This is a genomic window from Bosea sp. 124, from assembly GCF_003046175.1.
GTDB lineage: Bacteria > Pseudomonadota > Alphaproteobacteria > Rhizobiales > Beijerinckiaceae > Allobosea.
The window spans coordinates 1,422,575-1,449,264 of sequence record NZ_PZZM01000001.1 but is presented as its reverse complement, the minus strand read 5'-3'; the positions used below and the strand labels follow the sequence as shown (position 1 = coordinate 1,449,264).

Here is a 26,690-nt window from a genome sequence, read left to right as displayed (position 1 = left end):
GGCCCGCTCCGACTGACTGCCCTCACAAGAGGCAGGGGCTGGTCACGGCGCTGTCATAAGCAATTCTTGTCGGAGCGAACAAGAATTTCGCGTTTGCCGGGCTGGCCCTGGTTTGATCTCCTGCGAGGCAGTCAGCAGGGAGAACGCCGGTGAAGGTCTCGCTCATCCAGATGAATTCGCAGGACGACAAGTCCGCGAACCTGAAGACGGCGCGCGCCATGGTCGAGAAGGTCGTCGCCGAGGACCGGCCCGATCTCATCGTCCTGCCTGAATACTACGCCTTCCTCGACGGCAGCGCGGCCGCGATGCGCGAGAGCGCCGAGACCTTTCCGAACGGCGAGAGCTATCGCCTGATGTCGGGGCTGGCGGAAAAGCACGGCGTCACCATTCATGCCGGCAGCGTCGCCGAGCGCGATGGCGACGACTACTTCAATGCGACCATCGTCTTCGGTCCCGACGGCCGGCAGATCGCGCATTACCGCAAGATCCATCTCTTCGACGTCGATGCGCCCGGCGGCGTCAGCTACCGCGAGTCCAACATGGTTTCGCGTGGGCAGGAGGTCGTCACCTACCAGGTCGGCGAGGCGACCGTCGGCTGCGCGATCTGCTACGACATCCGCTTCCCCGAGCTGTTCCGCAAGCTGCGCGATGCCGGCGCCGACGTTATTGTCCTGCCCGCCGCCTTCACCCTGATGACCGGCAAGGACCATTGGGAACTGCTGGCGAGGGCGCGCGCCTGCGAGACCCAGACATGGTTTCTCGCCACCGGCCAGACCGGAGCCCATGCCCAGGGCAAGAACGCCTGCTACGGCCATTCGATGGTGATCAACCCCTGGGGCCATGTCACCGCGCAGGCTTCGGACGGCGTCGGCACGACCAGTGGCCGGCTCGATTTCGACTACACGGCGAAGGTCCGCGCGGCCGTGCCGGTCGCCAACCACCACGTCATTGCCTGAGCGGAAAGCACCCCCATGTTCATCGTCAATCCCATGCCGGCGCAGATCTCCGGCGAACTGGTCTCCCTGCTGCAGCAATGCGAGGTGGCGACCATCGGCCATGTCCTGCATTCGGGCTTCGTCGACCGTGAGATCAGGGCGGTTCTGCCCACCAAGCGCATCGCCGGCACGGCGGTGACGATCCGCATCCCGCACGCGGATTCGACTGCGCTGCATTACCTGACCAAGCTGGTCCGCCCCGGCGATGTCGTGGTGATCGACCGCTGCGGCGACACCAAGCACGCCTGCTGGGGCGGCGTCGTCACCCATGCGATGAAGAATGCCGGCGTCGCCGCTGGCGTCATCGACGGCCCGGCCACCGACTTCTCCGAGATCGTCAAGACCGACATGCCGATGTGGTGCCGCGGCCCCTCGCCGATCACGACCAAGATCCTTGGCACGGAAGGTGCGATCAACGTGCCCGTCAGTGTCGGCGGCCAGACGATCGAACCCGGTGACGCGGTGCTGTGCGACGAGAGCGGCGTGGTGGTGCTGAAGGCTGCCACTGCCGAAGCCTATGCGCGCCGCGCCATCGAGATGCAGGAGCGCGAGATCGTCCTGCTCGAGCGCCTGCGCAAGGGCGAGAAACTGCCCGACATCTCCGGCGCAACCGCGCTGGTCGAGGCCAAGCTCGCCAGATCCTGAGTGACGCCATCGACTCGTACGTGACGGAATCGCGACTAGGCCTGACGACGGACGGATCACCGCCCGCGCAACAACAGAGGGGATTGAACATGCAGACATCCACCAAGCTCGCCATTGCCGTCGCACTGGCCAGCGGCCTGTCCGCAGAAGGCGCTCTCGCCCAGCAGCAGACGGTCACGGTCATGGCCTATTCCGGCCTGTTCCAGGAGCGCTACACCAAGGCCGTGGTCGAGCCCTTCATGAAAGCCAATCCCGGCATCAAGGTCGAATATTTCCCGATGCCGAACTCGGCCCAGATGCTCGGCAATCTGCGCGCCCAGAAGGCCGCGCCGCAGGCCGATGTCGTGATCATGGACGTCTCTGTCTCCAAGGCCGCAACCGACGAGAAGCTGCTCAACAAGATCGACGACAAGGTCTCGAAGAACGTCGCCGATCTCTATCCGAACGCCCGCATCCCCGATGTCGACGGCGTCGCGGTGACCTTTGACAACCTCGTCATGCTCTACAACACCGATGCGGTGAAGGAGGCTCCCAAGAGCTGGATGGATCTCGCCAAGCCGGAATTCAAAGGCAAGGTCGCGATCCCCGGCATGCCCGACATCCAGGGCCTCTCGCTCGTCCTGATCATGGACAGGGCCCGCGGCGGCACCGATTATCTCAAGAGCGTCGACAAGGGCATCGCGGCGCTGGGCGAGATCGCCCCCAACGTCCAGACCTGGGAGCCCAAGCCCGAGGTCTACGTCACCATCATTTCCGGTCAGGCGACGGTCGGCGCCGGCTGGAACGCCCGCGCCCAGGTCAACACCGACACCTCGAACGGCAAGCTCCAGGCCGTGCTGCCGACGGAGGGCTCGGCCTTCCAGATCAACACGATCAACTACGTCGCTAACGGCCCGGGCAAGGATGCCGGCGCCAGGTTCATCGACTACGCCCTGAGCCCCGAGGCCCAGAAGGCCTTCACCGAGAGCATGTTCTACGCCCCGACCAACGCCAAGGCGCAGATCTCGGACGCGGCGATCGCCCGCACCGCCGTCAAGTCGATGGACAAGGTCATCCCGATCGACTGGATCGCGCTCGCCAAGGTCCGCGAGCCGATCATGGAGCAGTGGCGCCGCAAGGTGATCCCGCTGAGCCGTTGAGCCGGAAGGACACAAGCGTCATGACCGATCCCAGCATGGCACAAGGCCAGGGCTTTCTCTCCCTCCGGGGGCTGACCAAGCGCTATGCCGGGTTCACGGCGGTCGACAACCTCGACCTCGAGGTTCCCAGGGGCGAGCTCGTCGCGTTTCTTGGACCTTCGGGCTGCGGCAAGACGACCTCGCTGCGGATGATCGCCGGCCTCGTGCCGGCGACCGCCGGCCAGATCGTCGTCGGCGGGCAGGACCTCACCGCCGTCCAGACGCATCGCCGCGACATGGGGCTGGTCTTCCAGAGCTACGCGCTCTTTCCCCATATGAGCGTGGCGAAGAACGTCGCCTTCGGCCTTGAGATGCGGAAGGTTCCCAAGGACGAGATCGCCAAACGCGTCAGGGAGGCGATCGCGCTGGTGCATCTCTCCGGCAAGGAGGAGCATCGGCCGGCCCAGCTCTCGGGCGGCCAGCAGCAGCGCGTCGCATTGGCGCGCGCGCTGGTGATCCGGCCCTCGATCCTGCTTTTCGACGAGCCGCTCTCCAATCTCGATGCCAAGCTGCGCGACGAGATGCGCAACGAGATCCGCGACATCCAGCAGCGCCTCGGCATCACCGCGATCTTCGTGACGCATGATCAAAGCGAGGCGCTCACCATGTGCGACAAGGTCGTGGTGATGAACCAGGGCCGGCTCGAGCAGATCGGCACGCCGGTCGATCTCTACGAGCGGCCAAGGACGCCTTTCGTCGCGAGTTTCGTCGGCCGCACCAACCGTCTCAAGGCGGTCGCGAAGGACGGCGTCGCCGAATTCGCGGGGCTGCGGATCGCCGCGCCCGCCGGGCTTTCCGGCCCGGTCGAGGTGATGGTCAGGCCGCATCGCGTGACGCTGGCGCCTTCCGTCGGCGGAGAGGGCGTCACTGGCACCGTTATGCGAGCGATCTTCGCCGGCGACATCCTGCAATACGACGTCGACGTTGCAGGCCAGACGGTCTCGGTCGAACTCGCGACGCGCGGCGGCGAGACCGTATTGGCGCCGGGAACGATGGTCGCCCTCGCCTGGCGCCCGCAGGACATCTTCGTCTATGGGGCTGCGGCGTGAGCGCGGTAGCTGCCATGGCCGCGCCCGCGTCGGTGGCGGAGGTCCGCAATCGCAGGCTTGCGCTCGTCGTCGCGCTGATCGCGCCGATCGCGCTGGTCAATGCCTTCGGCTTCCTTGTGCCGGTTCTCAATCTCGCGCGGATGTCGTTCTACGAGGTCGAGCCGACGGGTGCGATGCGCGAGGCCTTCTCGCTCGCGACCTGGGCCAAGGTCGTGGCCGACAGCTTCTATGCCGAGCTCATCTTCAACAGCGTCACGGTCAGCCTCGGCATCACACTGCTGACGCTGGTCTGCTCTTATCCGATCGCGCTCTATCTCCACCGCTCCAGCGGCACCTGGAAGACGATCCTGCTCGTGCTGGTGATCTCGCCGCTGCTGACCTCGGCGGTGGTGCGGACCTATGGCTGGATCGCGATCCTGTCCGAGAACGGCCTGGTCAACAATGCGCTGGCGGCGCTTGGCCTGGAGCGGATGCGGTTGATGTTCAACGAGACCGGCGTCGTCATCGGCCTGACCGAGATCCTGATGCCCTATATGATCCTGGCGCTGCTCGCCGGCTTCGGGCGGCTCGACCGCCAGATCGAGGAGGCCGCATCGACGCTGGGCGCGCCGCCCCTGACGGTGTTCCGCCGCATCATCCTGCCGCTGACCTTGCCCGGCATCGCGCTCGGCTGCCTGCTCTGCTTCGTGCTCGCGGTCTCGTCCTTCATCACGCCGAAGCTGCTCGGCGGCGGCCGCGTCTTCCTGCTCGCTACCGAAATCTACGACCAGGCGATCGTCACGCTGAACTGGCCGCTGGCCGCGACGCTGTCGATCCTCGTGCTCGTGATCTTCGGCGCCGCGCTGGTGCTCTACACCCGCGCGCTGCGCGCGATCATGTGAGGGGGGCCGTCATGGATGCAGATCATGGATGAACGTCCCGTCTCGCTCACCCTTAAGCTCGTCGCGCTGGCGATGTTCGCCTTTTTGCTGGCGCCGCTGATCGTCGTCGTGCCGATCTCGTTCTCGGGCGACAGTTACATGATGTTCCCGCCGACGAGCTGGAGCCTGAAATGGTATCCGGCGATCTTCGCCGACGGCAAGATGACGTCCGCCTTCTGGACCAGCCTGCTGCTCGCCTGCGTCGTCACGGCCCTGAGCCTGGTGATCGCGCTGCCGGCCGCCTATGCGCTGGTCCGGCTGAAGCCGCGCGGCGCCGAGGCCTTGTCGAGCCTCTTCACCGCGCCGCTGCTGTTGCCGACGATCGTGCTTGGCCTCGCTATCCTGATCGTCTTCGCCCGCTATGGCCTGCTTGCGACCTTCCCGGGCCTCGTCGCGGCGCATCTCGTGGTGACGCTGCCCTATGCGCTGCGGATACTGGCGACCGCGCTGGCGACCCTGCCGATCCCGGTCGAGGAGGCCGCTGCGACGCTGGGCGCCTCGCCCTTCACGGTCTTTCGTCGCATCACCCTGCCGATGATGAAATCCGGGCTGATCGGCACGACGGCCCTGTGCTTCCTGGTCTCCTTCGACGAGGTCGTGCTCTCGCTCTTCATGACCGGCCCGCGCATCCAGACGCTGCCGGTCGCAATGTATCACCATGTCGAGCAGCAGGCGGACCCGCTGGTGGCGGCGCTCTCCGTGCTGCTCGTCGTGCTCACCCTTCTCGTCGTGCTCGTGGTGGACCGGACATCGGGCCTCGCCAGGACCTTCGTGAAATGATGCCCATGAAGACTTTCCTCGGAACCAACGCGTCATTCTGGACCGGCCGCGCAGCGACGCAGGCCCGGGATTCATCGGAGGGCACCAGCGCTCTACGATGGATCCCGGAACGAAGCTTCGCTTCGCCCAGGATGACGGCGTGGTTCCAGCCCGTGACACTGAAGCCGATCTAGCCGACCCGAGACCGCAGACTTTCGATCGTCCCGACCCGCTCGCCGCTCGCGAGCAGGAACCCTGGAGTATTGCCTGATGGATCAGGACATCCGCATCGCCGTCGATATCGGCGGCACCTTCACCGACATCGAGATTCTCGATGCGGCCTCCGGCGCGATCCACCAGATCAAGACGCCGAGCACGCCGGCCGATCCGTCGATCGGGCTTTTGACCGGCATCAGGCAGGCGTCGGAGCGCTTCGGCTTCCCCATGGCTGCGGTGCAGTACCTGCTGCATGGCACCACCATCGCGACCAATGCCGTGCTTGAGCGCAAGCTGCCGCTCGGCGCGGTCGTCACCACGGCCGGTTTCGAGGATGTGATGCAGATCGGCCGGCATGGCCGCACCGATGTCTATGCCATCACACTCGCCCAGCCCGAGCCGCTGGTGGCGCGGCGTTTCTGCTTCGGCGTGCGCGAACGGATCAATGCCGCAGGCGAGATCACCGTGCCGCTGGACGAGGACGGCGTGCGCAAGGTCGCGGCCGAGTTAGCCAGGGCCGGCGTGAAGTCGGTCGCCGTCTGCCTGCTCCACGCCTATGCCAACCCGGCTCATGAGCGCCGCATCGGCGCGATCCTCGCCGATCTGCTGCCGGGTGTCGCGATCACACTCGCCTCCGACATTTCGCCCGAGATTCGCGAATATGAGCGCATGTCGACGACGGCGCTCAACGCCATGCTGGTGCCGATCGTGCAGCGCTACACCGACCGGCTCGCCGGTCGCCTCAAGGAGGAACTGCCCGAGGCGCAGGTCTATCTGGTGCAGTCGAATGGCGGCGTCTCCGGCCTCGCCAAGGCCGGGCGCGAGCCGGCGCGCCTGCTGCTGTCGGGGCCGAGCGGCGGCGCTGCTGCGGCCCGGCGGCTCTCGGCCGAACTAGCCGAGCCCAATCTCGTCGCCGTCGACATGGGCGGTACCTCCTTCGATGTCTCCGTCGTCCATGACGGCGAGGTCTCGATGGTCAATGAGGGCGAGGTCGACGGCCTGCCCGTGCGCCTGCCGATGGTCGAGATGCGGACGATCGGTGCCGGCGGCGGCTCGATCGCCTGGGTCGACGAGGGCGGGCGCCTGCGCATCGGCCCGCACTCGGCGGGTGCCGATCCCGGACCGGCCTGCTACGGCAAGGGCGGCGCGAAGTTGACCGTCACCGACGCGAACCTCCTGCTCGGCCGTCTCGACGGGGCGAGCTTCATGGGCGGGGCCATGCCGCTCGACCGTGACGCCGCGCACAGGGCAGCCCGTGAGATCGCCGACCGGCTCGGGCTCACGGTCGATCAGGTCGCGGCGGGCGTCATCGATGTGGCGAATTCCGCGCTGGCGACCGCGACGCGGCTCTCGCTCTTCGAGAAGGGCATGGACCCCGAGGATTTCGCGCTGCTGTCGTTCGGCGGCGCGGGCGGCGTCCATGCCTGCGAGGTCGCCGAGGAACTCGGCATCCGCCGCGTGATCTTTCCGGCCCACGCCTCGACGCTCTCGGCCTGGGGCATCCTCTGGTCCGACATCGCCCATGACCTCGGCGCGACCCAGATCGGCCTCTTCGCCGATCTCGCTCCAGGCCTTGCCGAGACGGCCGAACGGCTCGTCGCGGAAGCCTGGACGCTGCTCGACGAGGACGGCGTGCCGGAGGCGGCGCGGCGCGTCGAATGGGCGGTCGATCTGCGCTATGCGGGGCAGGCCTTCGACCTGCGCGTCGCGCTCGACGGGACGGATTTCTCGGCCGGCGGCGTCGCCAGGGCCACGGCCGCCTTCCACGCCCTGCACCGCCAGCGCTTCTCCTATGACGAGCCGGACGTTCCCGTCGAGATCGTGGCGCTCCGGCTCAAGGCCGTCGGCGGGCTGGCCAAGCCGGTCCCGGCGCAAGGCATTGACGCCGGCCCCGGCACCGCCCGCCGCGACCGGCCGGTCCATGGCCGGCATGGGGCGGTCGCAACGCCCGTCCGGGACCGCGACGCGATCAGCCGTACGGATCCGCTCGCCGGCCCCGCCATCGTCGAGGAGCCCTACACCTCGATCTATCTCCCCGCCGGCTGGACGGTCCTGACCCATGCGTCGGGTGCCCTGATCGCCGACCGCAGCGCCAGCCATTGAGGCCATCAGCCATGACCGATCTTCAGACGGGCATCGACCCGATCCGCCTCGAAGTCATCCGCAATGCGCTCGTCGCCGCGTCCGAGGAGATGAGCATCACGATCTGGCGCACCAGCCGTTCCACGGTGGTGCGCGAGATCCTGGACTTCTCGACCGCCGTCTTCGACGCCGCTGGCAACAACATCGCCCAGTCGGCGCGCATCCCGGTCCATCTCAACTCGATGTCGGATTGCCTGCGCACCATCCTCGACCGCTTCATCCCGCTGCAGGAGTGGAACGATGGCGACGTGATCGTCACCAACGATCCCTATTCCGGCGGCCAACACCTGTCGGATATCCAGACCTTCCGGCCGGTCTTCGTGGACGGCAAGCGCGTCGGCATCGTCGGCACGCTCTGCCACCATGTCGATGTCGGCGGCGCGGCGGCCGGCAGCTACTATGCGGCTGCGACCGAGGTCTTCCAAGAAGGCATCCGCATCCCGCCGCTGCGCCTCGTCGACAGGGGCGTCCTCAATCGCGGCGTCTTCGAAATGCTGCTGCACAATGTCCGCCAGCCCGACGAGACGCGCGGCGACCTCAACGCGCAGATCGCGGCGCTCGGCATCGGCGAGCGCGCCGTCGCGCGCATGGCCCGCAAATATGGCGCGGATTCGCTGGCCGCTGCCATGGCGGCAATCCTCGACGGCTCCGAGGCGATGATGCGCGCCGGGCTTGCCGCGTTGCCGGACGGCGAGGCCTCCTTCGTCGAGCTCGTCGACGATGACGGCCAATCCGACGAGCCGATCCGGCTGGCGGTCAGGATCGTCAAGACGGGCGACGGCATCGCGCTCGATTTCGCGGGCTCCAGCCCCCAGGTCAGCGGGCCGATCAACAACACCCGCGCGATGACCTGCTCGGCCGTCTACTACGCGCTGCTCGCCGCACTCGGCGGTGACATCCCGGCGAATTCCGGCTGCTACAGGCCGGTCAGCGTCACCCTTCCCGAGGGCAGCGTCGTCGATGCCGTCTTTCCGGCTCCTGTCGCCGGCCGCATGGTCATCAACCATCGCATCGCGATCGCGGTCTTCGGAGCCCTCGCCCAGATCGCGCCGCAGCGCATCCCGGCGGCCTACTACGCCATTTCCTATGTCTACGCCCTCCAGACCGTCGGCCGGCAAGGCAAGCGCCAGGTCTATTTCGACATCGAGGTCGGCGGTTGGGGCGGCCATGCCGGCGGCGATGGCGCCAGCGCGCTATCCTGCGGCCTGCACAACAACACCAACGCTCCGATCGAGATGGTCGAGGCGAAATACCCCGTCACCTTCACACGCTATGGGCTGATCCCGGATTCGGGCGGCGCGGGTGAGTTCCGCGGCGGTCTCGGTCTCGTCCGCGAATGGCGGCTGGAGGCGGATGCGGGCAAGCTCGGCGCCCATTTCGAGCGCTTCCGCTTTCCGCCGCACGGCGTCCAGGGCGGCCAGCCCGGCTCGCTGAGCAGCATGACGATCACCCATCCCGACGGCTCGCGGACGCCGCTGCGCTCGAAGATCTCCGGCATCCCGCTGAAGTGCGGCGATGTCGTCACCATCGAGACCTCGGGCGGCGGCGGCTTCGGCGATCCGCTGAAGCGCGACCCGCAGCGCGTTGCCAAGGATCTCGCCGACGGCATGGTCAGCCCCGAAAAGGCGGTCTCGCTTTACGGCGCATCGGCGCAAACGGGAGTGGCGGCATGAGCGACCATCAGCCAGCCGGCGGCGTCCGGCTCAGCCTCGCCGAGGTCGAGGAACTGACGCGCCGGGCCCTGCTCGCCTGCGGCGTCGATCCGCGCAACGAGGGCGCGATCACGGCCTCCGTCGTCGCCGCCGAGGCGGACGGCATCCACAGTCATGGCCTCGCCCGCCTGCCGACCTATTGCGAGCATGCGCGGGTCGGCAAGATCGACGGCAAGGCGCGCCCGGTGCTCGACAGCCCGAGGCCGGGCCTCGTCCGCGTCGATGCCAAAGGTGGCTTCGCCCACCCGGCCATCGATTTTGGTTTGCCGGCTTTGTGCGAGGCGGCAAAGGCGCAGGGCATCGCCGCGCTCGCGGTCAGCAACTCGTACAATTGCGGCGTCGTTGGCTATCATGTCGAGCGCATCGCGCAGCACGGCCTCCTTGCGCTGGCCTTCGTCAACGCCCCGGCCTCGATCGCGCCGATGGGCGGCACGAAGCCCGTCTTCGGCACGAACCCGATCGCGCTCGCCGTGCCGCGCGCAGGCCTCGATCCGCTCGTGCTCGACCAGTCGTCGAGCGTCGTCGCCAAGAGCGAGATCGTCGTCCACCAGCAGCGCGGCGAGCCGATCCCGCTCGGCTGGGCGCTCGACCGGGACGGCGAGCCGACGACCGACCCCAAAGCTGCGCTGGCAGGCGGCACCATGGTCCCGGCGGGCGGCTACAAGGGCGCCGGACTCGCGCTGATCGTCGAGATCTTCGCGGCCTGGCTCACCGGCGCCAATCTCTCGATCGACGCCTCCTCCTTCGCCGACAATCTCGGCGGCTCGCCCCGCACCGGCCAGTTCTTCATCGCGATCGACACCGGCGCGCTCGCCGGCGATGGCTCGACTGAGCGGCTGGAACGGCTTTTCGGTGCGATCACTGGCCAGGAGGGCGCGCGCCTGCCGGGCAGCCGGCGGACTTCGGCCCGTCAGCGCATGGCGGCACAGGGCATCACCATCCCGCAGAAGCTCTTCGACACGCTTCAAGCCTATGCCTCGGCCGGGGCGGCGGCACAGCGCGGCGTCGAGCTCACCGGCTAGGGCACGGGCGCGCCGTCCGGCACCGCCAGAGCTGAGTCACGCAGGCTCTGCACGAGCAGTTGCGCCGGCAGGCTCAGCCCGGCGCTTCGCGTGGCGATGACGAATTGACGTTTCGCCCAGCCGTTGCGGAGCGGAACGATCCTGAGGCCGAGGGCCTCCTGGATCGCGCCGGCCTCCTCGCGCGGCACGATCGCCAGGGCGAGCTGGGCTGCAACGATGCGGCAGGCGGCATCGACGGTCGAGACCTGGATGCGATGCCGCAACGGCTTGCCCGCGGTTGCGGCCGCATTGCGCTGCGTCGTCGTCATGATGCTGCGGCCGACGATATCGACATGCTCGTAATCCAGCGTGTCCTCGAAGGCGAGCTGATCGAGCCCTGCCAGGGGATGGTCCGGATGCACGATCACGGCGAGACGATCGCGATGGTAGGGCAGGGCGTCGAGGCCGCGCAGATCGACTGCATCCCAGCAGACGCCGATATCGGCACGGCCCTCCTCGACGCCGCGCACGACCTCCCAGATCTCGCGCTCCTCGAGACTGACGCGCACCTCGCGATAGCGCTGCGCGAAGACGCCGATATCCTGCGGCAGGAACTGCGCCACCGCGGATTTGCTGCCGAAGACGCGCACATGCCCCTGCACGCCCTCGGCGAAGGCGCCGAGTTCCGCCCGCATCCGGTCGAGTAGGTGCAGCATGTCGCGCGCATAGCGGCAGAGCGTTTCGCCGGCCGGCGTCAGGGCGACGCCGCGCCGGCCGCGCTCCAGCAGGGCGACGCCGGCCTCGTCTTCCATCTGGCTGATGCGCTTGCTGACGGCCGAGGGCACGATCGCCTCGCGTCTCGCGGCGGCGGCGATGTTGCGCTCCTCGCAGACGGCGATGAAGAGCCGCAGCGAGACCGGATCGAAGCTGCGCATGGATTCTCCCGAGGGGGCCGCTCAACCATCTCATATCGGAATGGCTAGCGTGAAAAAAGACCAGTCCAGAGATGGCTGACAAGGCGGCCGATTTTTCTATGATCCGGCGCGACAAGAAGCCCGACCCACAGGACATCATTCGACTCATGCGTATCGTCGACATCAGGGAGCGCACCGCCCCGATCGCCTCGCCCATCGCCAACGCCTTCATCGATTTCTCGAAGATGACGCTCAGTCTCGTCGCGGTCGTCACGGACGTGATCCGCGACGGCAAGCCGGTGATCGGCTACGGCTTCAACTCGAACGGTCGCTACGGCCAGGGCGGGCTGATCCGCGAGCGTTTTGCCCCGCGCGTGCTCCAGGCCGCGCCCGAGAGCCTGCTCGATGCGCAGGGCGGCAATATCGACCCGGCCAAGGTCTGGGCCGCGATGTTCACCAATGAGAAGCCGGGCGGCCACGGCGAGCGCTCCGTCGCCATGGGCACCATCGACATGGCGGTCTGGGACGCCGTCGCCAAGATCGCCGGCAAGCCGCTCTTCCGCCTGCTGGCGGAGCGCGCTGGCGTCACGGCCGATCCGAAGGTCTTCGTCTACGCCGCCGGCGGCTACTACTATCCCGGCAAGGGGCTCGAAGGGCTGGCCGCCGAGATGCAGGGCTATCTCGATCGCGGCTACACGGTCGTGAAGATGAAGATCGGTGGCGCCCCGCTCACAGACGACTGCAAGCGCATCGAGACGGTGCTGAAGCTGCTGCCGGCCGGCTGCCAGCTCGCGGTCGACGCCAATGGCCGCTTCGATCTGGAGACCGCGATCGCCTACGCCAAGGCGCTGCGGCAATATGATCTGTTCTGGTACGAGGAGGCGGGCGATCCACTCGACTACGACCTCCAGGCGAGGCTTGCCGAGCATTATCCCGGCCCGATGGCGACCGGCGAGAACCTGTTCTCGATGCAGGATGCCCGAAATCTGATCCGCTATGGCGGCATGCGCCCGGACCGCGACTGGCTGCAATTCGATTGCGCGCTGAGCTATGGCCTCGTCGAGTATCTCCGGACGCTGGAAATGCTGAAGGAAAACGGCTGGTCCTGGCGCCGCTGCATCCCGCATGGCGGCCACCAGATGTCGCTGAACATTGCGGCAGGGCTCGGGCTCGGCGGCAACGAATCCTATCCCGACCTGTTCCAGCCCTATGGCGGCTTCCCCGACGGCGTCAGGGTCGAAGCCGGCCATATCGTCATGCCGGACTTGGCCGGTATCGGCTTCGAGGGCAAGTCCGACCTGATCAAGGAAATGCGCAGCCTCGCCGCCTGAACCGCCGCTCAGACGATCTGCCGGCTCGATCCTTCGACGAGGACGAAAGGCTCTCCACCCGCCAGCGTCTCGACGCGGGCGCGGACGCCATAGACCTCGTCGAGCAGGGCGGGCGTCACGATCAGGCGCGGATCGCCGAGCGCGACGAGGCGCGCATGCGCCAGCACCATCACCCGGTCGGCGAAGCGCAGCGCCTGGTTGAGGTCGTGGATCGAGATCAGCACCAGCATGCCGCGCTCGCGCGCCAGCCGGCGGACGAGCGAGAGCACCTCGAATTGGCGGTGCAGGTCGAGCGCGCTGGTCGGCTCGTCGAGCAGCAGGATGTCGGGCTCGCGGGCCAGCGTCTGCGCGATCGAGACGAGCTGCCGCTGTCCGCCCGAGAGTTCGCCGAGACCTCGGAAAGCGAGATCCTCGATTTCGAGATCGCGCAGGACGAGGTCGATACGGTGGAGTTCGTCGTCGCTGACCGACCAGGAACCGCCCTGCTTGAGCGCGAGCAGGATCGATTCATAGACGGTCAGCACGGCATTCACCGCCGTGTCCTGCGGCAGGTAGCAGCAGCGCGGTGTGGCCCGGCCGGCGATCCGGCTCTCCCCGGTCATGGTGATCTGGCCGTCGCCGGAGGCGAGCCCCGCGATGCGGCGAAACAGGCTCGACTTGCCGGCTGCATTCGCGCCGATCACGGCCACGACCTCGCCGCCGCGAAGCTCTGCGGCATTGACGTCTTCAAGCACGCGTCGCCGGCCATAGGCGACGCCGACGCCGGCCAAGCCGAGCTTCACCATGAGCGCTTCCGGCTCGTCATGATCAGGCTGAAGAAGAAGGGCACGCCGATCAGCGCGGTGACGATGCTGATCGGGAAGATCAGGCCGGGGATCAGCGACTTCGAGACCACCGAGGAGGCCGAGAGGATCGCGGCGCCCGCCAGCGCCGAGGCCGGCACGAAGAAGCGCTGGTCCTCGCCGATGACCATGCGCGCGATATGCGGGCCGACGAGGCCGATGAAGCCGATCGTGCCGACGAAGGAGACCGGCACGGCCGCGAGCAGGCTGACCAGCAGCATGATCTCGAGCCGCAGCTTCCTGACGTTGATGCCGAAGCTCGCCGCCTTGTCGTCGCCCAGCCGCAGCGTCGTCAGCGCCCAGGCCCGGCGCAGGAAGAAGGGCAGGGTGAAGGCGAGCACGGCGGTGGTGATCGCGAGCTTCTGCCAGCTTGCCTTGGTCAGCGAGCCCATCGTCCAGAATACCACGGCGCCCAGCGCCTGTTCGGAAGCGAAGAACTGCAGCAGCGCCAGCAGCGCGTTGAAGGTGAAGACCAACGCGATGCCGAGCAGGATCACCGTCTCGGTGGTGACGCCGCGCGACTGGCTGAGCAGATGGATCAGCATGGCCGCGCCCATCGCCATGATGAAGGCGTTGATCGGGACGATATAGTCGGCGGCGACCGGCAGGAGACCGACGCCGAAGACCAGCGCCAGCGCCGCCCCGAAGCTCGCCGCCGCCGAGATGCCGAGCGTGAACGGGCTGGCCAGCGGGTTGTTCAGGATCGTCTGCATCTGCGCGCCCGCGACCGCGAGCGAGGCGCCGGTGACGACCGCCATCAGCGCGATGGGCAGGCGGATGTCCCAGATCACGACGCGCAGCGCGGCCGGCGCCTCCGACGGATTCAGCAGTGTCCGCAGCACCTGGCCGACATCGTAGCGCGCCGGCCCCAGCATCATGTCGACGACGAGGCTGGCGAGCAGCAGGCCGAACATGCCGAGCAGAATCAGCCGCCGCCGCAGTGTCAGCGAGCGATAGGCCAGACGGCCTGGCAGTGCCTCGCGGGTCGCCGTGGCGGTCATTGCCGGCTCACATGCTCTTGCTGAGTCACTTGCGCGCGACCGTGACCCAATAGCCGGGCTCGTAGGGCAGTGGCAGGAACCGCTCATGCAGCGTCTTCAGCGTGGCGTCGGCGTCGAGATCGGCAAACAGCTCCGGATGCAGCCATTTCGCGATCTCCTGGATCGCCACGAACTGATAGGGGCTGTTGTAGAACTGATGCCAGATCGCATGGACGCGGCCGTTCCTGACGGCCTGCGTCTGGCTGAAGGCTGGCCGCGCGGCGAGCCCGGTCAGCTTGCGGCGCGCTTCGACCATGTCGGTTCCGGGCCCGAGCCCGACCCAGGCACCGCCGGGGACATAGGCACCCCAGTTGCCGCCGGTGATGATGACGACATCGGGATTGGCGGCGACGATGGCTTCGGGATTGACCGTGCCGAAGGTGCCGGGGATCAGGTCCGACGCGAAGTTCTTGCCGCCGGCGATCTCGACCATCTTGCCGAAATTCTCGTTGCCGAAGGACATGCAGCAATCGTCGGAATAGCCGCCGGCGCGCTCCAGCATGACGAGCGGGCGCTTCAGATTCGGGACCTTGGCGAGCCGGTCGGTGACGCGGGCGATCTCGTTGGCGCGGAAGGTGATGAAGTCCTCGGCGAGCTTCTCCTTGCCGAAGAGCTTGCCGATCAGCCGCATCGACGGCTCGGTATTCTGGAACGGCTTCTCACGGAAATCGACATAGACGACCGGGATGCCGACGCTTGCGAGCTTCTCGACCAGGCTCGCCTCGTCGCTGGCGACCTTCGCCTCGACATTGAGAAAGAGCACGTCAGGCTTCAGCGCGATCGCCTGCTCGATGTCGAAGGCGCCTTCCTTCATGCCGCCGAAGCTCGGCAGCTTGGCGATCTGCGGATAGCGGGCGAGATATTGCTTGTAGCTGTCGGGGTCGGCCTTGGGCAGATCGTCGCGCCAGCCGACGACGCGTTTGAAGGGATCGTCCTTGTCGAGCGCGGCGACAAAATACATCTGCCGGCCTTCTCCGAGGATGACGCGCTGGACCGGTGCCTCGACCTCGACATTGCGGCCGAGCACATCGGTGACCGAGACTTTTTCGGCAAAAGCGGGGAGCGACGCTGCAAGGAGCGACGCCGCGAGCATGGCCGTGCCGAGGATGGCGCGCAGGAACTGCATGATGGACCTCCGGACGAAGTCGCTGGCTCGTAGGTCCGGCCCCGTGGGTGGTCAAGGTTTATGTTCTGGAATTATTGTAAACAAAAACAAGGACATGCCTCGCCATCATCTTGCCTTCGTGGCGTCCGTTGATGCGTGGCGCCTCTTGCTTTCCGTTCGGATTCCGTGGTTCTCGACTCCGCCTCACCCCAACCAGAAGCCGCCCGGCCAAGGTGTTCCCCAGCCATGACAGCCCTGCACCACAATCTCAGCCTCAAGGACGAGATCCGCGACTTCTGGTCGATGCGCTCGGAAACCTTCGACACCCAGCCCGGGCACGAAATCTTCTCTCCCGAGGAGCGGCAGGGCTGGCTGGCGCTGTTCGCCCGCCATCTCGGCGCCGCGGCTCCCGGTGCAAAGGCCCTCGATCTCGCCAGCGGCACCGGCGTGATCTCGCTCCTGCTGGCCGAACTCGGCTATGGTGTCACCGGGCTCGATCTCTCGGAGGCGATGCTCGCCCGCGCCCGCGCCAAGACGGCGGGCAAGCCGATCAGGCTCTATGCCGGCGATGCCGAGGACACGCTGGAGGAGGCGGGCAGCTACGATGTCGTGGCGACGCGCCATCTGGTCTGGACGCTGCCCGATCCGCCGGCCGCCTTTCGCGAGTGGCACCGGGTGCTGAAGCCCGGCGGCCGCGTCGGCATCGTCGATGTCGACATGACCAATCCGCGCCCCGGCAACGGCCGGGCGCTGCGCCTTCTGGCGAAGCTCGTCAGGCGCCTGTCGACGCCGAAGCCTGCGCCCGCCTATGCCGCCGCCCATGAGGAGATCGTCTCGCGCGTCTATTTCTCGCAAGGCTGCCGGCCGGAGGAGATCGCGCGGCTGCTGACCGAAGCCGGCTTCGTCGACGTGGTGATCGATCGCGATCTCGGCGCCATCCACCGGGCCCAGGGCCGCTTCATGCCGCTCTACCAGCGGCTCGAGCGGGCGAGTCAGGACCGCTTCATCGTCTCGGCCCGCAAGCCGGGCTGAGCGTGCCGCGCGCTGTCGGGACGCTGGGCAGAGCGGCCGCTCATTCGCCGGTCATGGCTACAACCGCGCGCCGGATGAACGGAGCCGCGAAGATGACGACAGGCAGCATCAGTCCCCAGGACAGCAGCCATGACGAGGCCCAGCGCAGCAGCGAGGCATTCGATTCCGGGCCGGACATGACGGCCACGCCCGATGCGATGGCGGAGGTCAGGCCGGCCTGGATGACGCCGAAGACCACATGCGAGTAACGTCGAGAGATCGTCGCCAAGGCCTGCGCTCCGGTTCTGCTCCGCTCGTGACAAGCCAAAGCCATGCCAACGGCCTGTCATGGCCGCTGGCGAGGAATCGTCCGCTCAGATCGAGCGCGTGATGCCGCCATCGACGCGGATGTTCTGCCCGGTGATGTAGCCGGCGTCGGGCGAGAGCAGGAAGGCGATCGTGCCGGCGATCTCGTCGCTGGTGCCGTAGCGCTGCATCGGCACGCGCTGGCGCCGTTCGTCGGTCGCCGGCAGGCTGTCGATCCAGCCCGGCTGGACATTGTTCATCCGGATGTTGTCGGGCGCATATTTGTCGACGAAGATCTTGGTGAAGGCCGCGAGCCCCGCCCGTGCCATCGCCGAGGTTGGAAACATTGCATCAGGCTCGAAGGCCCAGGCGGTCGAGATGTTGACGATCGCGCCTGATTTCTGCGCCTGCATGATCGGCGTCACCAGCCGGATCGCGCGCACGGCGCTCAGGAAATAGACGTCGAGGCCGCGATGCCAGTCCTCGTCGGTGATGTCGAGGATCGGCGCCCTCGGCCCATGACCGGCGCTGTTGACAAGCGCATCGACGCGGCCCCAGCGCGCGACCGTCAGCTCGACCAGGCGCATGACGTCGTCCTGCGACAGATTCGAGCCGGTCAAGCCGATGCCGCCGAGTTCCTTCGCCAGCGCCTCGCCCTTGCCCGAGGAGGACAGGATCGCGACCTCGTAGCCGTCCTTCGCGAGGCGGCGCGCCGTCGCCGCTCCCATGCCGCTGCCGCCGGCCGTGACGATCGCCACTTTCCTGGTCATGTCGTGTTCCTCGGTCCTGTCGATTCGCATCCGTTCTAGAGCCTTTTCGGGCGAGCTGGATACGGGCTTGCCGTGAGCGTGAACCAGCGCCGCATCGCGTCCGCGCGGTCGGCCTTCAGCCCGCGCTCCCGCGCCCGATGATGTCGTCGACGTCGTCGGGCTCGATGCGCCGTCTTTCGCACAGCACCCCGGCGATGGCCTTCTGTGCCGCGATCATGCGGGAATCGTACAGGATCGCAGTCGCGGCCCGGGCGCAGCGCTGGCGAAAAGCTGCTTCGTCCTGCGGGCGCAGGAAGCGGATATAGGGCAGCATCTGCTGCAGGTCGTCATCATGGGAGTTGATCTCGCCCGGATACCATTTCAGGCCTTCGCCTTCGTTCCAGTAGATCATCTCCCCGCAATATCCGGCAGAGAGGATCGTGACCTCCACCTCGGCGCGGGCGAGATCGTCCTTCCGTTCTGTCGCGAACCCCCTGTGATAGGGCACAAAACAGGTCTCGCCGCTGAAGCCGTAAGGTGGCCGCAGCCAGGCATGCGTGATGTATCGCCTGTGATGCCAGCCGACGAGAATGTGGCCGGCCTCGTGAAAGGCACAGGCGGCCCGGCGGATCGGGACGGGGATGGCGTCGAGAGCGGCGTGCGGTCTCATCTCGTCTCCGGCGCCTCCTGCCGGCGCCGCGACGCCGGCCCGCAACCGCGAACCCCTCGTGAGGGCGAATCCTTCACGAGTGAGAGCGAACGATCATGTGATCGACGCCTCGCCGCAAGTCTCACAGACGATGGAAGTCTCATAGACGATGGAAGTCGCGCAAACGGCTTGGGCTCGCAGTAACACGGGTGGGGGCGTGCGGGCGGTCTTCGCGCTTAGGCGCCGGGCCGCTTTGCCAGGGCCAGGCCGACGCCCAGCGCGATCATCGCGCCGCCCGAGGCCTCGCGCAGGCGCTTGACGAGGCCGGGGCGGGCGGACGCACCATCGCGGATGCTGCTCGCCGCGATGGCGACCACGACATCGGCCAGGGTGTTGAGCAGGACGGAGATGAAGCCAAGCACCACGAACTGCAACGCCACGCTGCCCGTGGGGTCGACGAACTGGGGAATGAAGGCAAGGAAGAAGGCCGCGGTCTTCGGGTTCAGCGCCTCGACGACGCCGCCTTCGCGAAACGCCTTCCGGGGTCCGATGGGTGGCTCGACCATGCCGTCGCTCAAGGTGTTCGCCGCATCGCGCCGGGCCGCCTGCAAGGTGCGGAACCCGAGCCAGACCAGATAGGCGGCCCCGACCAGCTTGAGCGCGGTGAAGAGCTCCGCGCTCGCCAGCACGATTGCGGAGACGCCGAGGCTGCCGGCAAGGACATGGACCATGCCGCCCAGCCCGGTGCCGAAGCTGGAGGCGATGCCCTCGCCGCGACCGCCGGCAAGCGTGCGGGCCGCGACGTAGAAGATGCCGGGGCCGGGCGTGACCGCGAGGAGGAGGGCCGCGGCGATATACAAGGCGAGCTGGGCGAAATCGGGCATGGGACCTGACCGGGGAAGGGAATGGATACCGACGAGTGGATCAGTCGATCGGGATGAGTGACGCGGCATCCCGCTCCGTCGGCCGCGAACTCCCAGCGAGGCCGGCGGCGACATTGGCGCGGTCGCCGGCGGGCCGGTTCTGGCTCATCTTGCGCTTGCCCTCCAGCCGCTTGATCGGCATGCGCAGCCCGACGATGCCGCGAAGCTGGGCCTGAATGAAATCGGCAGGCGCATCGGACACCGCCCAGGGCGCTGCGCGCTCGCCCTCATGGATGCCGGTCAGCCGCGCCACTGCCTCCAGCAGCCGGGCGGCGTCGTCGAAGAACTCGACCGGGCCATAGGCATGCACCGCGACATAGTTCCAGGTTGGCACGACCTTCCCGGTCTCCTGCTTGGTCTGGTACCAGGACGGCGTGATATAGGCGTCCGGCCCCATGAAGATCGCCAGCCCGTCCGCAATGGCGGGCGTCCGCCATTGCGGGTTGGCCTTGGCGAGATGGCCGTAAAGCACGCCATGCTCGCCCTCGTTCGCGTCGATGTAGAGCGGTAGCGGCGTGGCCAGCACGCCGTCTTGAGTGGTCGTGACGAAATGGGCGAGACGCGCTGCACGGATCGTCGCCAGGACGCTGTCCCTGTCGTCGTCGCGGAAGGCGGGCGGCGTGTACATCGCGGATCTCCTTGCGTTTGCGGGATCAATGCCGGCAATCTGGCTTGCAGGGAATAGCCAGTTTTACGAGATTGATGTGGTCCAGTTGGAAGGCGTCGGACGCCGGATTATCGCGGCGATCAAGGAGCAGATCCACAGCGGCGCCTATCAGCCGGGGGATCGCCTGCCATCGACCCGTGCCTTCGCGGCGGAATGGGGCGCGTCCCGCACGACCGTCACAGCCGCTTATGGCCAGCTCATCGCCGAGGGCTATCTGGTCACGCGGGCCGGGGCCCGTCCGGTCGTGGCGCATGGTCTGTCGGTTAGGGGAACATCGACGCCGGCGCCGGTCGCAGCGGTCCATCGGCTCTCCGGTTTCGCGCGGCGTCTGCTCGATCTGCCGCCACCGGCGCCGTTACGCTCGTTCAAGGTCGCCGACTTACGCTATGGCGACCTCGCCGGCGCCGACTTTCCTGTTCAGCCCTGGCGGCGCGCCCTGACCAGGGTCACGCTCAGCCGAAGGGAGCGGCTGCGCTATGGCGATCCGCAAGGGGCTCTCGACCTCCGCGCGGCCCTGCAGGGCTATCTCTGGCGGGCACGTGGCATCCTGTGCTCGCCGGAGGACATCGTCATCGTCAACGGCTCCCAGCAGGGGCTCGACCTCTGCGCGCGGCTGCTGCTCGATCCCGGCGATCCGTTCCTGATGGAGAACCCGGGATACACGCTGGCGCGGCACGCTTTCGTCGCGGCCGGTGGGAGGGCTGTGCCCATTCCCGTCGACGCCGACGGTCTGTGCACCGACGCCATGCCCCCGGGCCGCCTCGTCTACGTCACGCCGTCCCACCAGTTTCCGCTCGGCGGCGTCCTTTCCGCCACGCGGCGGCGCGCGCTTCTGGCCTGGGCGGTGGCCTCCGGGGCCCATGTCGTCGAGGACGATTATGATGGCGAGTATCGGCACGACATTGCCCCGATCCCACCCTTGCAGACGCTTGGCCCGCAATCCGTGATCTATGTCGGTACGGTCTCGAAGACGCTGTCGCCGACGCTGCGGCTGGGCTATCTCGTCCTGCCCGCTGGCCTCGCCCGGGTGTTCGCCGAGGCGAAGCGCGTCACGGATCGGCATGCGCCGCTGCTGGAGCAGGAGGCGCTGGCCGATCTGCTGGCCAGCGGCGCCTATGAGCGCCACGTCCGTAGCATTCGCCGGAAGAACGCGGAGCGCCGCGGGGTGTTGCTTCAGGCCCTGTCGGCGCGGTGCGGTGCGTCCGTGTCCGTCGAGGGAGCCGACACCGGCCTGCATGTCGTCGTCTGGATCAACGGCGTCGCGGCGGACCGCGAGATCGAGATCGTCGAGGCGGCACGGTCGGCCGGGCTCGGTCTCCACCCCGTGTCGCCGCTCTATGATCCGGAGGCTCCCAAGCCAGAGACGGCAGGCTTCATCCTCGGCTACGCCGCGCTCGACAGCGATACCTTGCGGCGCGGCGTCGCGTTGCTGGCGAGCGTCCTGGCCGGTCTGCGTTGACGGCCGCGTCCGGCAGGCCTTGGCCGATCAACGCGCGCGATCTAGCTCCGGGCCGGATGCCTCGGACGCATATGCGTATCCGAGCTGCCGTGTTTTCCCGAGCCGGCTCTCCAGAGCCCGTCAGCGGTTCATTCGAGGCCGGTCTTGGCGATGACGCCTGGCTTCACAGGGGTCGGCAGCAGTGGCGGTTGCGCGTAGCAGGTGATCGGCGGCAGTTCTGCGTCGTATTTGGCGACCTCGACGAGGCAGGAATGCGCAATCGTCGCCTGGCCGAGCCGCGACGAGCCTCGGTCCTGAGTCAGCACATTGGGATTGCCGTGCTTGTCGAGCGAGCCGACGAGGCCCGGCTCCAGCGGGTCGTACCAGGCGCCCGTGGCCATCTGCACCACGCCGCACATCATCGCATCCGACACGATCACTCCGGCGAGGCAGGCGCCGCGCGTGTTGAACACCCGGACGATGTCGCCGTCGCGCAGGCCTCGCGCCCGGGCGTCGTCAGGATGGATGCGCAGCGGCTCGCGACCCTCGATCTTGGTCGAGCGGGACAGCGCGCCATTATCGTACTGGCTGTGCAGCTTGCTTGCCGGCTGGTTGGAAATCAGATGCAGCGGAAAGCGGTTGGCGAGCGGCGCCCCGAGCCATTCTCGCGGCTCAAGCCAGCTCGGATGGCCGGGGCAGTCATCATAGCCGAAATCGGCGATCGTCTGCGAGAAGAGCTCGATCCGGCCGGACGGCGTCTTCAGCGGGTGGGCCTGCGGATCGGCGATGAAGTCGGCGAGGAGCGGCTGCTGCTCCGGCGGTTCCGGCAGCGTGACGATGCCGGCTTTCCAGAAGCTCTCGAAATCCGGCAGTTCCATGCCGTACTCGGCAACGCGCTGGCGCGCGACCGTGTAGAAATGGCGGATCCAGCCCTCCTCGTCGCGGCCTTCGGTGAAGATTTCGCGCTTGCCCAGCCGGTCGGCGAGGTCGGCGAAGATGTCGTAGTCGCTGCGTGACTCGCCGATCGGCGCGCTGATCGGATGGCAGGCCGCGATCATGCGGTCGCGCGCCGAGCTTGCGATGTCGTTGCGCTCCATGGCGGTGCTGGCGGGCAGGACGATGTCGGCATGCCGCGCCGTGGCGTTCCACCAGGATTCGTGGACGATCACGGTCTCGGGCCGTCGCCAGGCCCCGATCAGCCGGTTGATGTCCTGATGGTGGTGGAACGGATTGCCGCCGGCCCAGTAGACCAGCTTGATGTCGGGGTAGCGCCGCGTCTCGCCGTTGAAGTCGTAGGGCGCGCCTGGATGCAGCAGCGCGTCCGCGATCCGTGCGACCGGGATCGAGTCGGCGATGGCGTTGCTGCCTTGCGGCAGGGTTGGCCAGGACAACGGATAGACGGCATTGCCGACACCGTTGGCCGAAGCATAGCCGAACCCGAAGCCGCCTCCGGGCAGGCCGATCTGGCCGATCATCGCCGCCAGAGCGATCGCCATCCAGTAAGGCTGCTCGCCATGCTCCGCCCGCTGCAGCGACCATGACATCATGATCATCGTGCGTCGCTTCGCCATCTCGCGCGCCAGCGAGCGGATCGTCTGTGCGGGGATGCCCGAGATGGCCTCCGCCCATTCGGCCGTCTTCGGCAAGCCGTCGGTAGCGCCGGTTACATAGCCGGCAAATCGCTCGAAGCCCGTCGTGTACCGCGCCAGGAATTTACTGTCCTGCAGGCCTTCCGCGATCATGGTATGCGCCAGGGCCAGCATCAGCGCGACGTCCGAGTTGGGGCGCGGCGCGATCCAGCGCGCCTCGAGTTCCGCCATGGCATCGTCGCGGATCGGGCTGATGCAGACGAAGGAGGCCCCCTTGTCCCGACAGGCGGTCATGCCCTCGCGCAGCAGATGGCGGCTGATGCCGCCCGAGCCGACCTGGGCGTTCTTATGCGGCGTCCCGCCGAACATGACGATCAGCTCGGCATGGCCGGCGAGCATGCGCCAGGTGGTGTGCCCGGCGTCCAGGCCCCGCTTGTCGCCGAGCACATGCGGCAGGATCGCGTCGGCGGCGGCGAAGCTGTAATTGGAGATCGAACGAACATAGCCGCCGACAGTGTTCAGGAAGCGATGAACCTGGCTCTGCGCATGGTGGAAGCGGCCGGCGCTCGACCAGCCATAGGAGCCACCGAAGATCGCGCCATTGCCATGGGTCGAGCGAACGCGTGCGACCTCGCGCGCGACAAGGTCGAGCGCCTGCGGCCAGTCGATCTCGACAAAGGCTTCACCGCCCCGCCCGGCGCCGCCGGCCGCCGCGCCCTTTGCAAGAAAGGAGGCCCGGACCGAAGGTCGCCTAATCCGGCAGCCATCGTCGAGCGCGCCGATCATCGCGCCGCCCAGTGGAGAGGGGTCGGGATCGTGCTCATAGGGCTCGAGCGCGACCGCCGATCCATCCTTCATCCGGGCGCGATAGACGCCCCAATGCGTGGTGACGGTCGGCTGCTCGGGCGTGATCAGCATGATGGTCTCGTTTCCGTCAGGCAGCCTCGGCGCTCATGCCGAGTTTGCCCGGGTTCATAATGGCGTGGGGGTCGAGCGCCTGTTTCAAGCTGCGCATGACCTCGACACCATAGCCATGTTCGCGGCGCATGTATTTGAGTTTGCCCAGCCCGACGCCATGTTCCCCGCTCGCGGTTCCACCCGATTCCAGAGCCCGCATCACGACATTCTCGGCCAGGCGTTTCGCTTCGGCAATCTCGTCCTGCGCATCGGGCATCACGAGATAGGCGACGTGGAAGTTCCCGTCCCCGACATGGCCGTTGATCTTGAATTTCAGGAACGAGGCGTCGGCATCGGCGCGCGCCGCGGCCATATTGTCCGCCAGCGCCGAGATCGGGACGCAGGCATCGGTCACGAACATGGCTGCGCCTGGACGCATCGCGCGCGTCGCCGGGTTCGAGTCGTGGCGCGCCTTCCACAGGCGCTCGCGCTCCTCGCGCTGCGTCGCCCACTGGAAGCCGCGCCCGCCGTTTTCCGCCGCGATGGCCTCGACGATCTCGGCCTGCTCGCGGATGCCGGCTTCCGTGCCGTGGAACTCCAGGAACAGGGTCGGCGCGACGACGAGGTTCATCTTCGAATAGCTGTTCGAGGCCTGGATCGCGATGTCGTCGAGGAATTCGATCCGGGCGATCGGCACGCCACTCTGGATCGTGGCGATGCAGGTATCGACGGCGCCGTTGAGGCTGTCGAACGGGCAGACCGCTGCGGAAATGGCCGCCGGCACCGGGTGGAGCCGGAGGGTGATTTCGGTCAGCACGCCCAGCGTACCCTCGGCGCCGACGAAGAGCTTGGTGAGGTCGTAGCCCATCGAGGATTTGCGCGCGCGGCTGCCGGTGCGCAGGATCTCGCCATTGGCGAGCACCACTTCCAGCGCCAGCACGTTCTCGCGCATCGTCCCGTAGCGCACCGCATTGGTTCCGCTGGCGCGCGTCGATGCCATGCCGCCGATCGAGGCGTCGGCGCCGGGGTCGACCGGGAAGGTCAGGCCGGTATGCCGCAGATGTTCGTTGAGGCTCTTGCGCGTCACGCCGGGCTCGACCACCACGTCGAAATCGCTCTCGTGCACGGCGACGATCCGGGTCATCCGCGACATGTCGAGGCTGACGCCACCGGCAGCGGCGAGGATTTGCCCTTCCATCGAGCTGCCGACGCCGTAGGGCACGATCGGCACCCGCGCCTTGGCGCAGGCAGCGACGACGCGCTGCACCTCTGCGGTCGATTCCACGAAGACGACGGCATCCGGAAGCATCGTCGGCAGATAGGAGAGATCCTCGCCATGATGCCGGCGGATCGCTTCCGCCGTCGAGATCCGCTCGCCGAAATGCGCGCGGAGATCCTGGACGACGGTCGCGGTGTCGCCATAGCTCATGATCGCAATCCATCCGCCGGCATTGCCGCCCCGGGCGCTCGCGCGACGGGGACGGCGGTCGAAAATGCCTTCACTCGCGCGAAGCCGTTCACTCGAGTGACGCGTCGATCGGCACACGGTAGCCGTTGACGAGGCGATTGGTCTCGTTGGCCATGCCGACCACCGCCATGACCTCGCCGAACATCGCGTCCGTCATTCCGGCGTTGCGGGCGGCGGCGGTATGGCTGGCGATGCAATAGGCGCAGCTATTGGTCGTGCTGACCGCGACATAGATCATTTCCTTGACCAGCGGGTCGAGCGCGCCCGGAGCCATCACCTCCTTCACGCTCTCCCAGGTCCGGCGCAACGTGGCCGGATCATGCGCCAGGTATTTCCAGAAATTGTTCACGTCCTTGAGGTTCCGCGAGGTCTTGATGTCGTCATAGACCGCGCGGACGGCCGCCGAGGCATCGGCGTATTCGATCGGCTTCAGTCGGCTCATGGCTTGTCTCCGGTGCAGTCGCGGCAAGGTCGGGCGGCGCTGGGCCGCGTCAGATGTCGAGCTGGATGCCCTTCTTGCGGAGCAGCTCGCTCAGGTTGAGCATGTCCCAGGTGGTCTTGCCCTGCAGCAGTTCGCGGCGGAAACGGGCCTCCTTCTCCTCGCGCGTCTTGGATGCCACGGCGATGGCCGCGATCTCCGCCTGCGGCACGATCACGACGCCGTCGTCGTCGCCGATGACGAGATCGCCCGGTTCCACGAGCATCCCGCCGGCAACGATCGGCTTGTTCAGCGCGCCCAGCGTTTCCTTGACCGAGCCCTTGATCGAGAGCGCGCGCGCGAAGACCGGAAAGCCGATCTCGGCGATGGTCGCGCCGTCGCGCACGCCGCCGTCCACCACCAGGCCGGCGATCTGCTTGCCCTTGGCGCAGCTCGCCATCACGTCGCCGAACAGGCCCTGCTCGGTGAAGCCTGCCGAGGCGCAGACGATGACGTCGCCCGCCTTCGCCATCTTCAGCGCGGCGTGCAAGGTCAGGTTGTCGCCCGGCGGGCAGACGCAGGTGAAGGCCGGTCCCAGCACCCTCATGCCGCGCCGGACGGGCTTGATGGCGGAATCGAGCGCACCGCGGCGCTCCATGGCCTCATGGGCGGTGGCGGAAGCCACGGAGGCGTAATCTTCAAGATAGCTGAGATTTGTCATGGTCA

Annotated in this window: 25 protein-coding genes; 12 read left to right on the top strand and 13 right to left on the bottom strand. The window is 67.4% G+C overall.

Annotated elements, in window-relative coordinates; translation table 11 throughout:
* Positions 1-149 precede the first annotated feature (149 nt).
* The 9 genes from C8D03_RS06840 (at position 150) to C8D03_RS06800 (ending at position 10,638) form a co-directional block, all read left to right on the top strand.
* On the top strand, positions 150-956 hold the full coding sequence (locus C8D03_RS06840; RefSeq protein ID WP_108045593.1) for a carbon-nitrogen hydrolase family protein: 807 nt from the start codon (positions 150-152) through the stop codon (positions 954-956).
* Between the two features lie 15 nt (positions 957-971).
* Positions 972-1,640 carry an RraA family protein gene (locus C8D03_RS06835; protein WP_108045592.1) on the top strand — a complete coding sequence of 223 codons (669 nt, stop codon included), beginning with the start codon at positions 972-974 and terminating at the stop codon, positions 1,638-1,640.
* 89 nt (positions 1,641-1,729) lie between these two features.
* The gene (locus C8D03_RS06830) at positions 1,730-2,779 is read left to right on the top strand and encodes an ABC transporter substrate-binding protein (RefSeq protein WP_108045591.1); all 1,050 of its coding nucleotides are present in this window, start codon (positions 1,730-1,732) and stop codon (positions 2,777-2,779) included.
* Positions 2,780-2,799: 20 nt separating this feature from the next.
* Positions 2,800-3,867 (top strand): ABC transporter ATP-binding protein, encoded by a 1,068-nt coding sequence (locus tag C8D03_RS06825; RefSeq protein ID WP_248308378.1) that lies wholly within the window; start codon positions 2,800-2,802, stop codon positions 3,865-3,867.
* Positions 3,864-4,748 carry an ABC transporter permease gene (locus C8D03_RS06820; protein WP_465246428.1) on the top strand — a complete coding sequence of 295 codons (885 nt, stop codon included), beginning with the start codon at positions 3,864-3,866 and terminating at the stop codon, positions 4,746-4,748. Before C8D03_RS06825 ends, C8D03_RS06820 begins: the two co-directional genes overlap by 4 nt.
* 24 nt (positions 4,749-4,772) lie before the next feature.
* A complete protein-coding gene (locus C8D03_RS06815; protein ID WP_108051295.1) occupies positions 4,773-5,567 on the top strand; it encodes an ABC transporter permease in 795 nt (264 codons plus the stop codon).
* Positions 5,568-5,816: 249 nt separating this feature from the next.
* The gene (locus C8D03_RS06810) at positions 5,817-7,865 is read left to right on the top strand and encodes a hydantoinase/oxoprolinase family protein (protein WP_108045589.1); all 2,049 of its coding nucleotides are present in this window, start codon (positions 5,817-5,819) and stop codon (positions 7,863-7,865) included.
* Between the two features lie 11 nt (positions 7,866-7,876).
* A complete protein-coding gene (locus tag C8D03_RS06805; protein ID WP_108045588.1) occupies positions 7,877-9,577 on the top strand; it encodes a hydantoinase B/oxoprolinase family protein in 1,701 nt (566 codons plus the stop codon).
* Complete coding sequence (locus tag C8D03_RS06800) at positions 9,574-10,638, top strand: Ldh family oxidoreductase (RefSeq protein ID WP_108045587.1); 1,065 nt, start codon at positions 9,574-9,576, stop codon at positions 10,636-10,638. Before C8D03_RS06805 ends, C8D03_RS06800 begins: the two co-directional genes overlap by 4 nt.
* Here the strand turns inward: C8D03_RS06800 and C8D03_RS06795 are convergent.
* Positions 10,635-11,552, bottom strand: coding sequence for a LysR substrate-binding domain-containing protein (locus C8D03_RS06795; RefSeq protein WP_108045586.1), 918 nt, complete (start codon positions 11,550-11,552; stop codon positions 10,635-10,637). The genes C8D03_RS06800 and C8D03_RS06795 overlap by 4 nt on opposite strands.
* Before the next feature lie 146 nt (positions 11,553-11,698).
* On the opposite strand from C8D03_RS06795, the gene C8D03_RS06790 reads away from it, so the two are divergent.
* The gene (locus C8D03_RS06790; RefSeq protein ID WP_108051293.1) at positions 11,699-12,862 is read left to right on the top strand and encodes a mandelate racemase/muconate lactonizing enzyme family protein; all 1,164 of its coding nucleotides are present in this window, start codon (positions 11,699-11,701) and stop codon (positions 12,860-12,862) included.
* An 8-nt stretch (positions 12,863-12,870) separates the two neighbouring features.
* Here the strand turns inward: C8D03_RS06790 and C8D03_RS06785 are convergent, their stop codons facing one another.
* Genes C8D03_RS06785 through C8D03_RS06775 form a run of 3 tightly spaced genes read right to left on the bottom strand, consistent with a single transcriptional unit; the run spans position 12,871 to position 15,870 of the window.
* A complete protein-coding gene (locus C8D03_RS06785; protein ID WP_108045585.1) occupies positions 12,871-13,647 on the bottom strand; it encodes an ABC transporter ATP-binding protein in 777 nt (258 codons plus the stop codon).
* Complete coding sequence (locus C8D03_RS06780; RefSeq protein ID WP_108045584.1) at positions 13,641-14,705, bottom strand: FecCD family ABC transporter permease; 1,065 nt, start codon at positions 14,703-14,705, stop codon at positions 13,641-13,643. The genes C8D03_RS06785 and C8D03_RS06780 overlap by 7 nt, the downstream gene beginning before the upstream one ends.
* 25 nt (positions 14,706-14,730) lie before the next feature.
* Positions 14,731-15,870 carry an ABC transporter substrate-binding protein gene (locus C8D03_RS06775; protein ID WP_108045583.1) on the bottom strand — a complete coding sequence of 380 codons (1,140 nt, stop codon included), beginning with the start codon at positions 15,868-15,870 and terminating at the stop codon, positions 14,731-14,733.
* A 225-nt stretch (positions 15,871-16,095) separates the two neighbouring features.
* Between C8D03_RS06775 and C8D03_RS06770 the strand changes: the two genes are divergently transcribed.
* The gene (locus C8D03_RS06770) at positions 16,096-16,881 is read left to right on the top strand and encodes a class I SAM-dependent methyltransferase (RefSeq protein ID WP_108045582.1); all 786 of its coding nucleotides are present in this window, start codon (positions 16,096-16,098) and stop codon (positions 16,879-16,881) included.
* A 40-nt stretch (positions 16,882-16,921) separates the two neighbouring features.
* Here the strand turns inward: C8D03_RS06770 and C8D03_RS06765 are convergent, their stop codons facing one another.
* The 5 genes from C8D03_RS06765 to C8D03_RS06745 form a co-directional block, all read right to left on the bottom strand.
* Positions 16,922-17,149: a DUF2798 domain-containing protein gene (locus C8D03_RS06765; RefSeq protein WP_181300736.1), complete on the bottom strand. Its 228-nt coding sequence runs from the start codon at positions 17,147-17,149 to the stop codon at positions 16,922-16,924.
* 85 nt (positions 17,150-17,234) lie between these two features.
* Positions 17,235-17,936 (bottom strand): SDR family oxidoreductase, encoded by a 702-nt coding sequence (locus tag C8D03_RS06760; protein WP_108045580.1) that lies wholly within the window; start codon positions 17,934-17,936, stop codon positions 17,235-17,237.
* A gap of 115 nt (positions 17,937-18,051) precedes the next feature.
* A complete protein-coding gene (locus C8D03_RS06755) occupies positions 18,052-18,585 on the bottom strand; it encodes a hypothetical protein (protein ID WP_146170106.1) in 534 nt (177 codons plus the stop codon).
* Between the two features lie 215 nt (positions 18,586-18,800).
* Complete coding sequence (locus tag C8D03_RS06750; RefSeq protein ID WP_108045578.1) at positions 18,801-19,448, bottom strand: LysE family translocator; 648 nt, start codon at positions 19,446-19,448, stop codon at positions 18,801-18,803.
* 40 nt (positions 19,449-19,488) lie between these two features.
* The gene (locus C8D03_RS06745; RefSeq protein ID WP_108045577.1) at positions 19,489-20,115 is read right to left on the bottom strand and encodes an FMN-binding negative transcriptional regulator; all 627 of its coding nucleotides are present in this window, start codon (positions 20,113-20,115) and stop codon (positions 19,489-19,491) included.
* A gap of 76 nt (positions 20,116-20,191) precedes the next feature.
* Here C8D03_RS06745 and pdxR point away from each other — a divergent pair, with 76 nt between their 5' ends.
* Positions 20,192-21,613, top strand: coding sequence for a MocR-like pyridoxine biosynthesis transcription factor PdxR (pdxR, locus tag C8D03_RS06740; protein ID WP_348981692.1), 1,422 nt, complete (start codon positions 20,192-20,194; stop codon positions 21,611-21,613).
* Between the two features lie 128 nt (positions 21,614-21,741).
* On the opposite strand, the gene C8D03_RS06735 is transcribed toward pdxR, so the two are convergent.
* The 4 genes from C8D03_RS06735 to C8D03_RS06720 form a co-directional block, all read right to left on the bottom strand.
* Positions 21,742-24,099 carry a molybdopterin guanine dinucleotide-containing S/N-oxide reductase gene (locus C8D03_RS06735; protein ID WP_108045575.1) on the bottom strand — a complete coding sequence of 786 codons (2,358 nt, stop codon included), beginning with the start codon at positions 24,097-24,099 and terminating at the stop codon, positions 21,742-21,744.
* A gap of 16 nt (positions 24,100-24,115) precedes the next feature.
* The gene (locus tag C8D03_RS06730; RefSeq protein ID WP_108045574.1) at positions 24,116-25,507 is read right to left on the bottom strand and encodes an FAD-binding oxidoreductase; all 1,392 of its coding nucleotides are present in this window, start codon (positions 25,505-25,507) and stop codon (positions 24,116-24,118) included.
* Between the two features lie 88 nt (positions 25,508-25,595).
* Entirely contained in the window at positions 25,596-25,988 is a 393-nt protein-coding gene (locus C8D03_RS06725; RefSeq protein WP_108045573.1) for a carboxymuconolactone decarboxylase family protein, read from the bottom strand.
* A gap of 49 nt (positions 25,989-26,037) precedes the next feature.
* Positions 26,038-26,685, bottom strand: coding sequence for a 4-carboxy-4-hydroxy-2-oxoadipate aldolase/oxaloacetate decarboxylase (locus tag C8D03_RS06720; protein WP_210203900.1), 648 nt, complete (start codon positions 26,683-26,685; stop codon positions 26,038-26,040).
* Positions 26,686-26,690 lie beyond the last annotated feature (5 nt).

Bases quoted from the DNA above. Each gene is read 5' to 3' on its own strand.
- C8D03_RS06835 (WP_108045592.1), top strand. From the start codon at position 972: ATGTTCATCGTCAATCCCATGCCGGCGCAGATCTCCGGCGAACTGGTC.
- C8D03_RS06830 (WP_108045591.1), top strand. From the start codon at position 1,730: ATGCAGACATCCACCAAGCTCGCCATTGCCGTCGCACTGGCCAGCGGC.
- C8D03_RS06825 (WP_248308378.1), top strand. From the start codon at position 2,800: ATGACCGATCCCAGCATGGCACAAGGCCAGGGCTTTCTCTCCCTCCGG.
- C8D03_RS06815 (WP_108051295.1), top strand. From the start codon at position 4,773: ATGGATGAACGTCCCGTCTCGCTCACCCTTAAGCTCGTCGCGCTGGCG.
- C8D03_RS06810 (WP_108045589.1), top strand. From the start codon at position 5,817: ATGGATCAGGACATCCGCATCGCCGTCGATATCGGCGGCACCTTCACC.
- C8D03_RS06805 (WP_108045588.1), top strand. From the start codon at position 7,877: ATGACCGATCTTCAGACGGGCATCGACCCGATCCGCCTCGAAGTCATC.
- C8D03_RS06800 (WP_108045587.1), top strand. From the start codon at position 9,574: ATGAGCGACCATCAGCCAGCCGGCGGCGTCCGGCTCAGCCTCGCCGAG.
- C8D03_RS06795 (WP_108045586.1), bottom strand. From the start codon at position 11,552: ATGCGCAGCTTCGATCCGGTCTCGCTGCGGCTCTTCATCGCCGTCTGC.
- C8D03_RS06790 (WP_108051293.1), top strand. From the start codon at position 11,699: ATGCGTATCGTCGACATCAGGGAGCGCACCGCCCCGATCGCCTCGCCC.
- C8D03_RS06785 (WP_108045585.1), bottom strand. From the start codon at position 13,647: ATGGTGAAGCTCGGCTTGGCCGGCGTCGGCGTCGCCTATGGCCGGCGA.
- C8D03_RS06780 (WP_108045584.1), bottom strand. From the start codon at position 14,705: ATGACCGCCACGGCGACCCGCGAGGCACTGCCAGGCCGTCTGGCCTAT.
- C8D03_RS06775 (WP_108045583.1), bottom strand. From the start codon at position 15,870: ATGCAGTTCCTGCGCGCCATCCTCGGCACGGCCATGCTCGCGGCGTCG.
- C8D03_RS06770 (WP_108045582.1), top strand. From the start codon at position 16,096: ATGACAGCCCTGCACCACAATCTCAGCCTCAAGGACGAGATCCGCGAC.
- C8D03_RS06760 (WP_108045580.1), bottom strand. From the start codon at position 17,936: ATGACCAGGAAAGTGGCGATCGTCACGGCCGGCGGCAGCGGCATGGGA.
- C8D03_RS06755 (WP_146170106.1), bottom strand. From the start codon at position 18,585: ATGAGACCGCACGCCGCTCTCGACGCCATCCCCGTCCCGATCCGCCGG.
- C8D03_RS06750 (WP_108045578.1), bottom strand. From the start codon at position 19,448: ATGCCCGATTTCGCCCAGCTCGCCTTGTATATCGCCGCGGCCCTCCTC.
- C8D03_RS06745 (WP_108045577.1), bottom strand. From the start codon at position 20,115: ATGTACACGCCGCCCGCCTTCCGCGACGACGACAGGGACAGCGTCCTG.
- C8D03_RS06735 (WP_108045575.1), bottom strand. From the start codon at position 24,099: ATGCTGATCACGCCCGAGCAGCCGACCGTCACCACGCATTGGGGCGTC.
- C8D03_RS06730 (WP_108045574.1), bottom strand. From the start codon at position 25,507: ATGAGCTATGGCGACACCGCGACCGTCGTCCAGGATCTCCGCGCGCAT.
- C8D03_RS06725 (WP_108045573.1), bottom strand. From the start codon at position 25,988: ATGAGCCGACTGAAGCCGATCGAATACGCCGATGCCTCGGCGGCCGTC.
- C8D03_RS06720 (WP_210203900.1), bottom strand. From the start codon at position 26,685: ATGACAAATCTCAGCTATCTTGAAGATTACGCCTCCGTGGCTTCCGCC.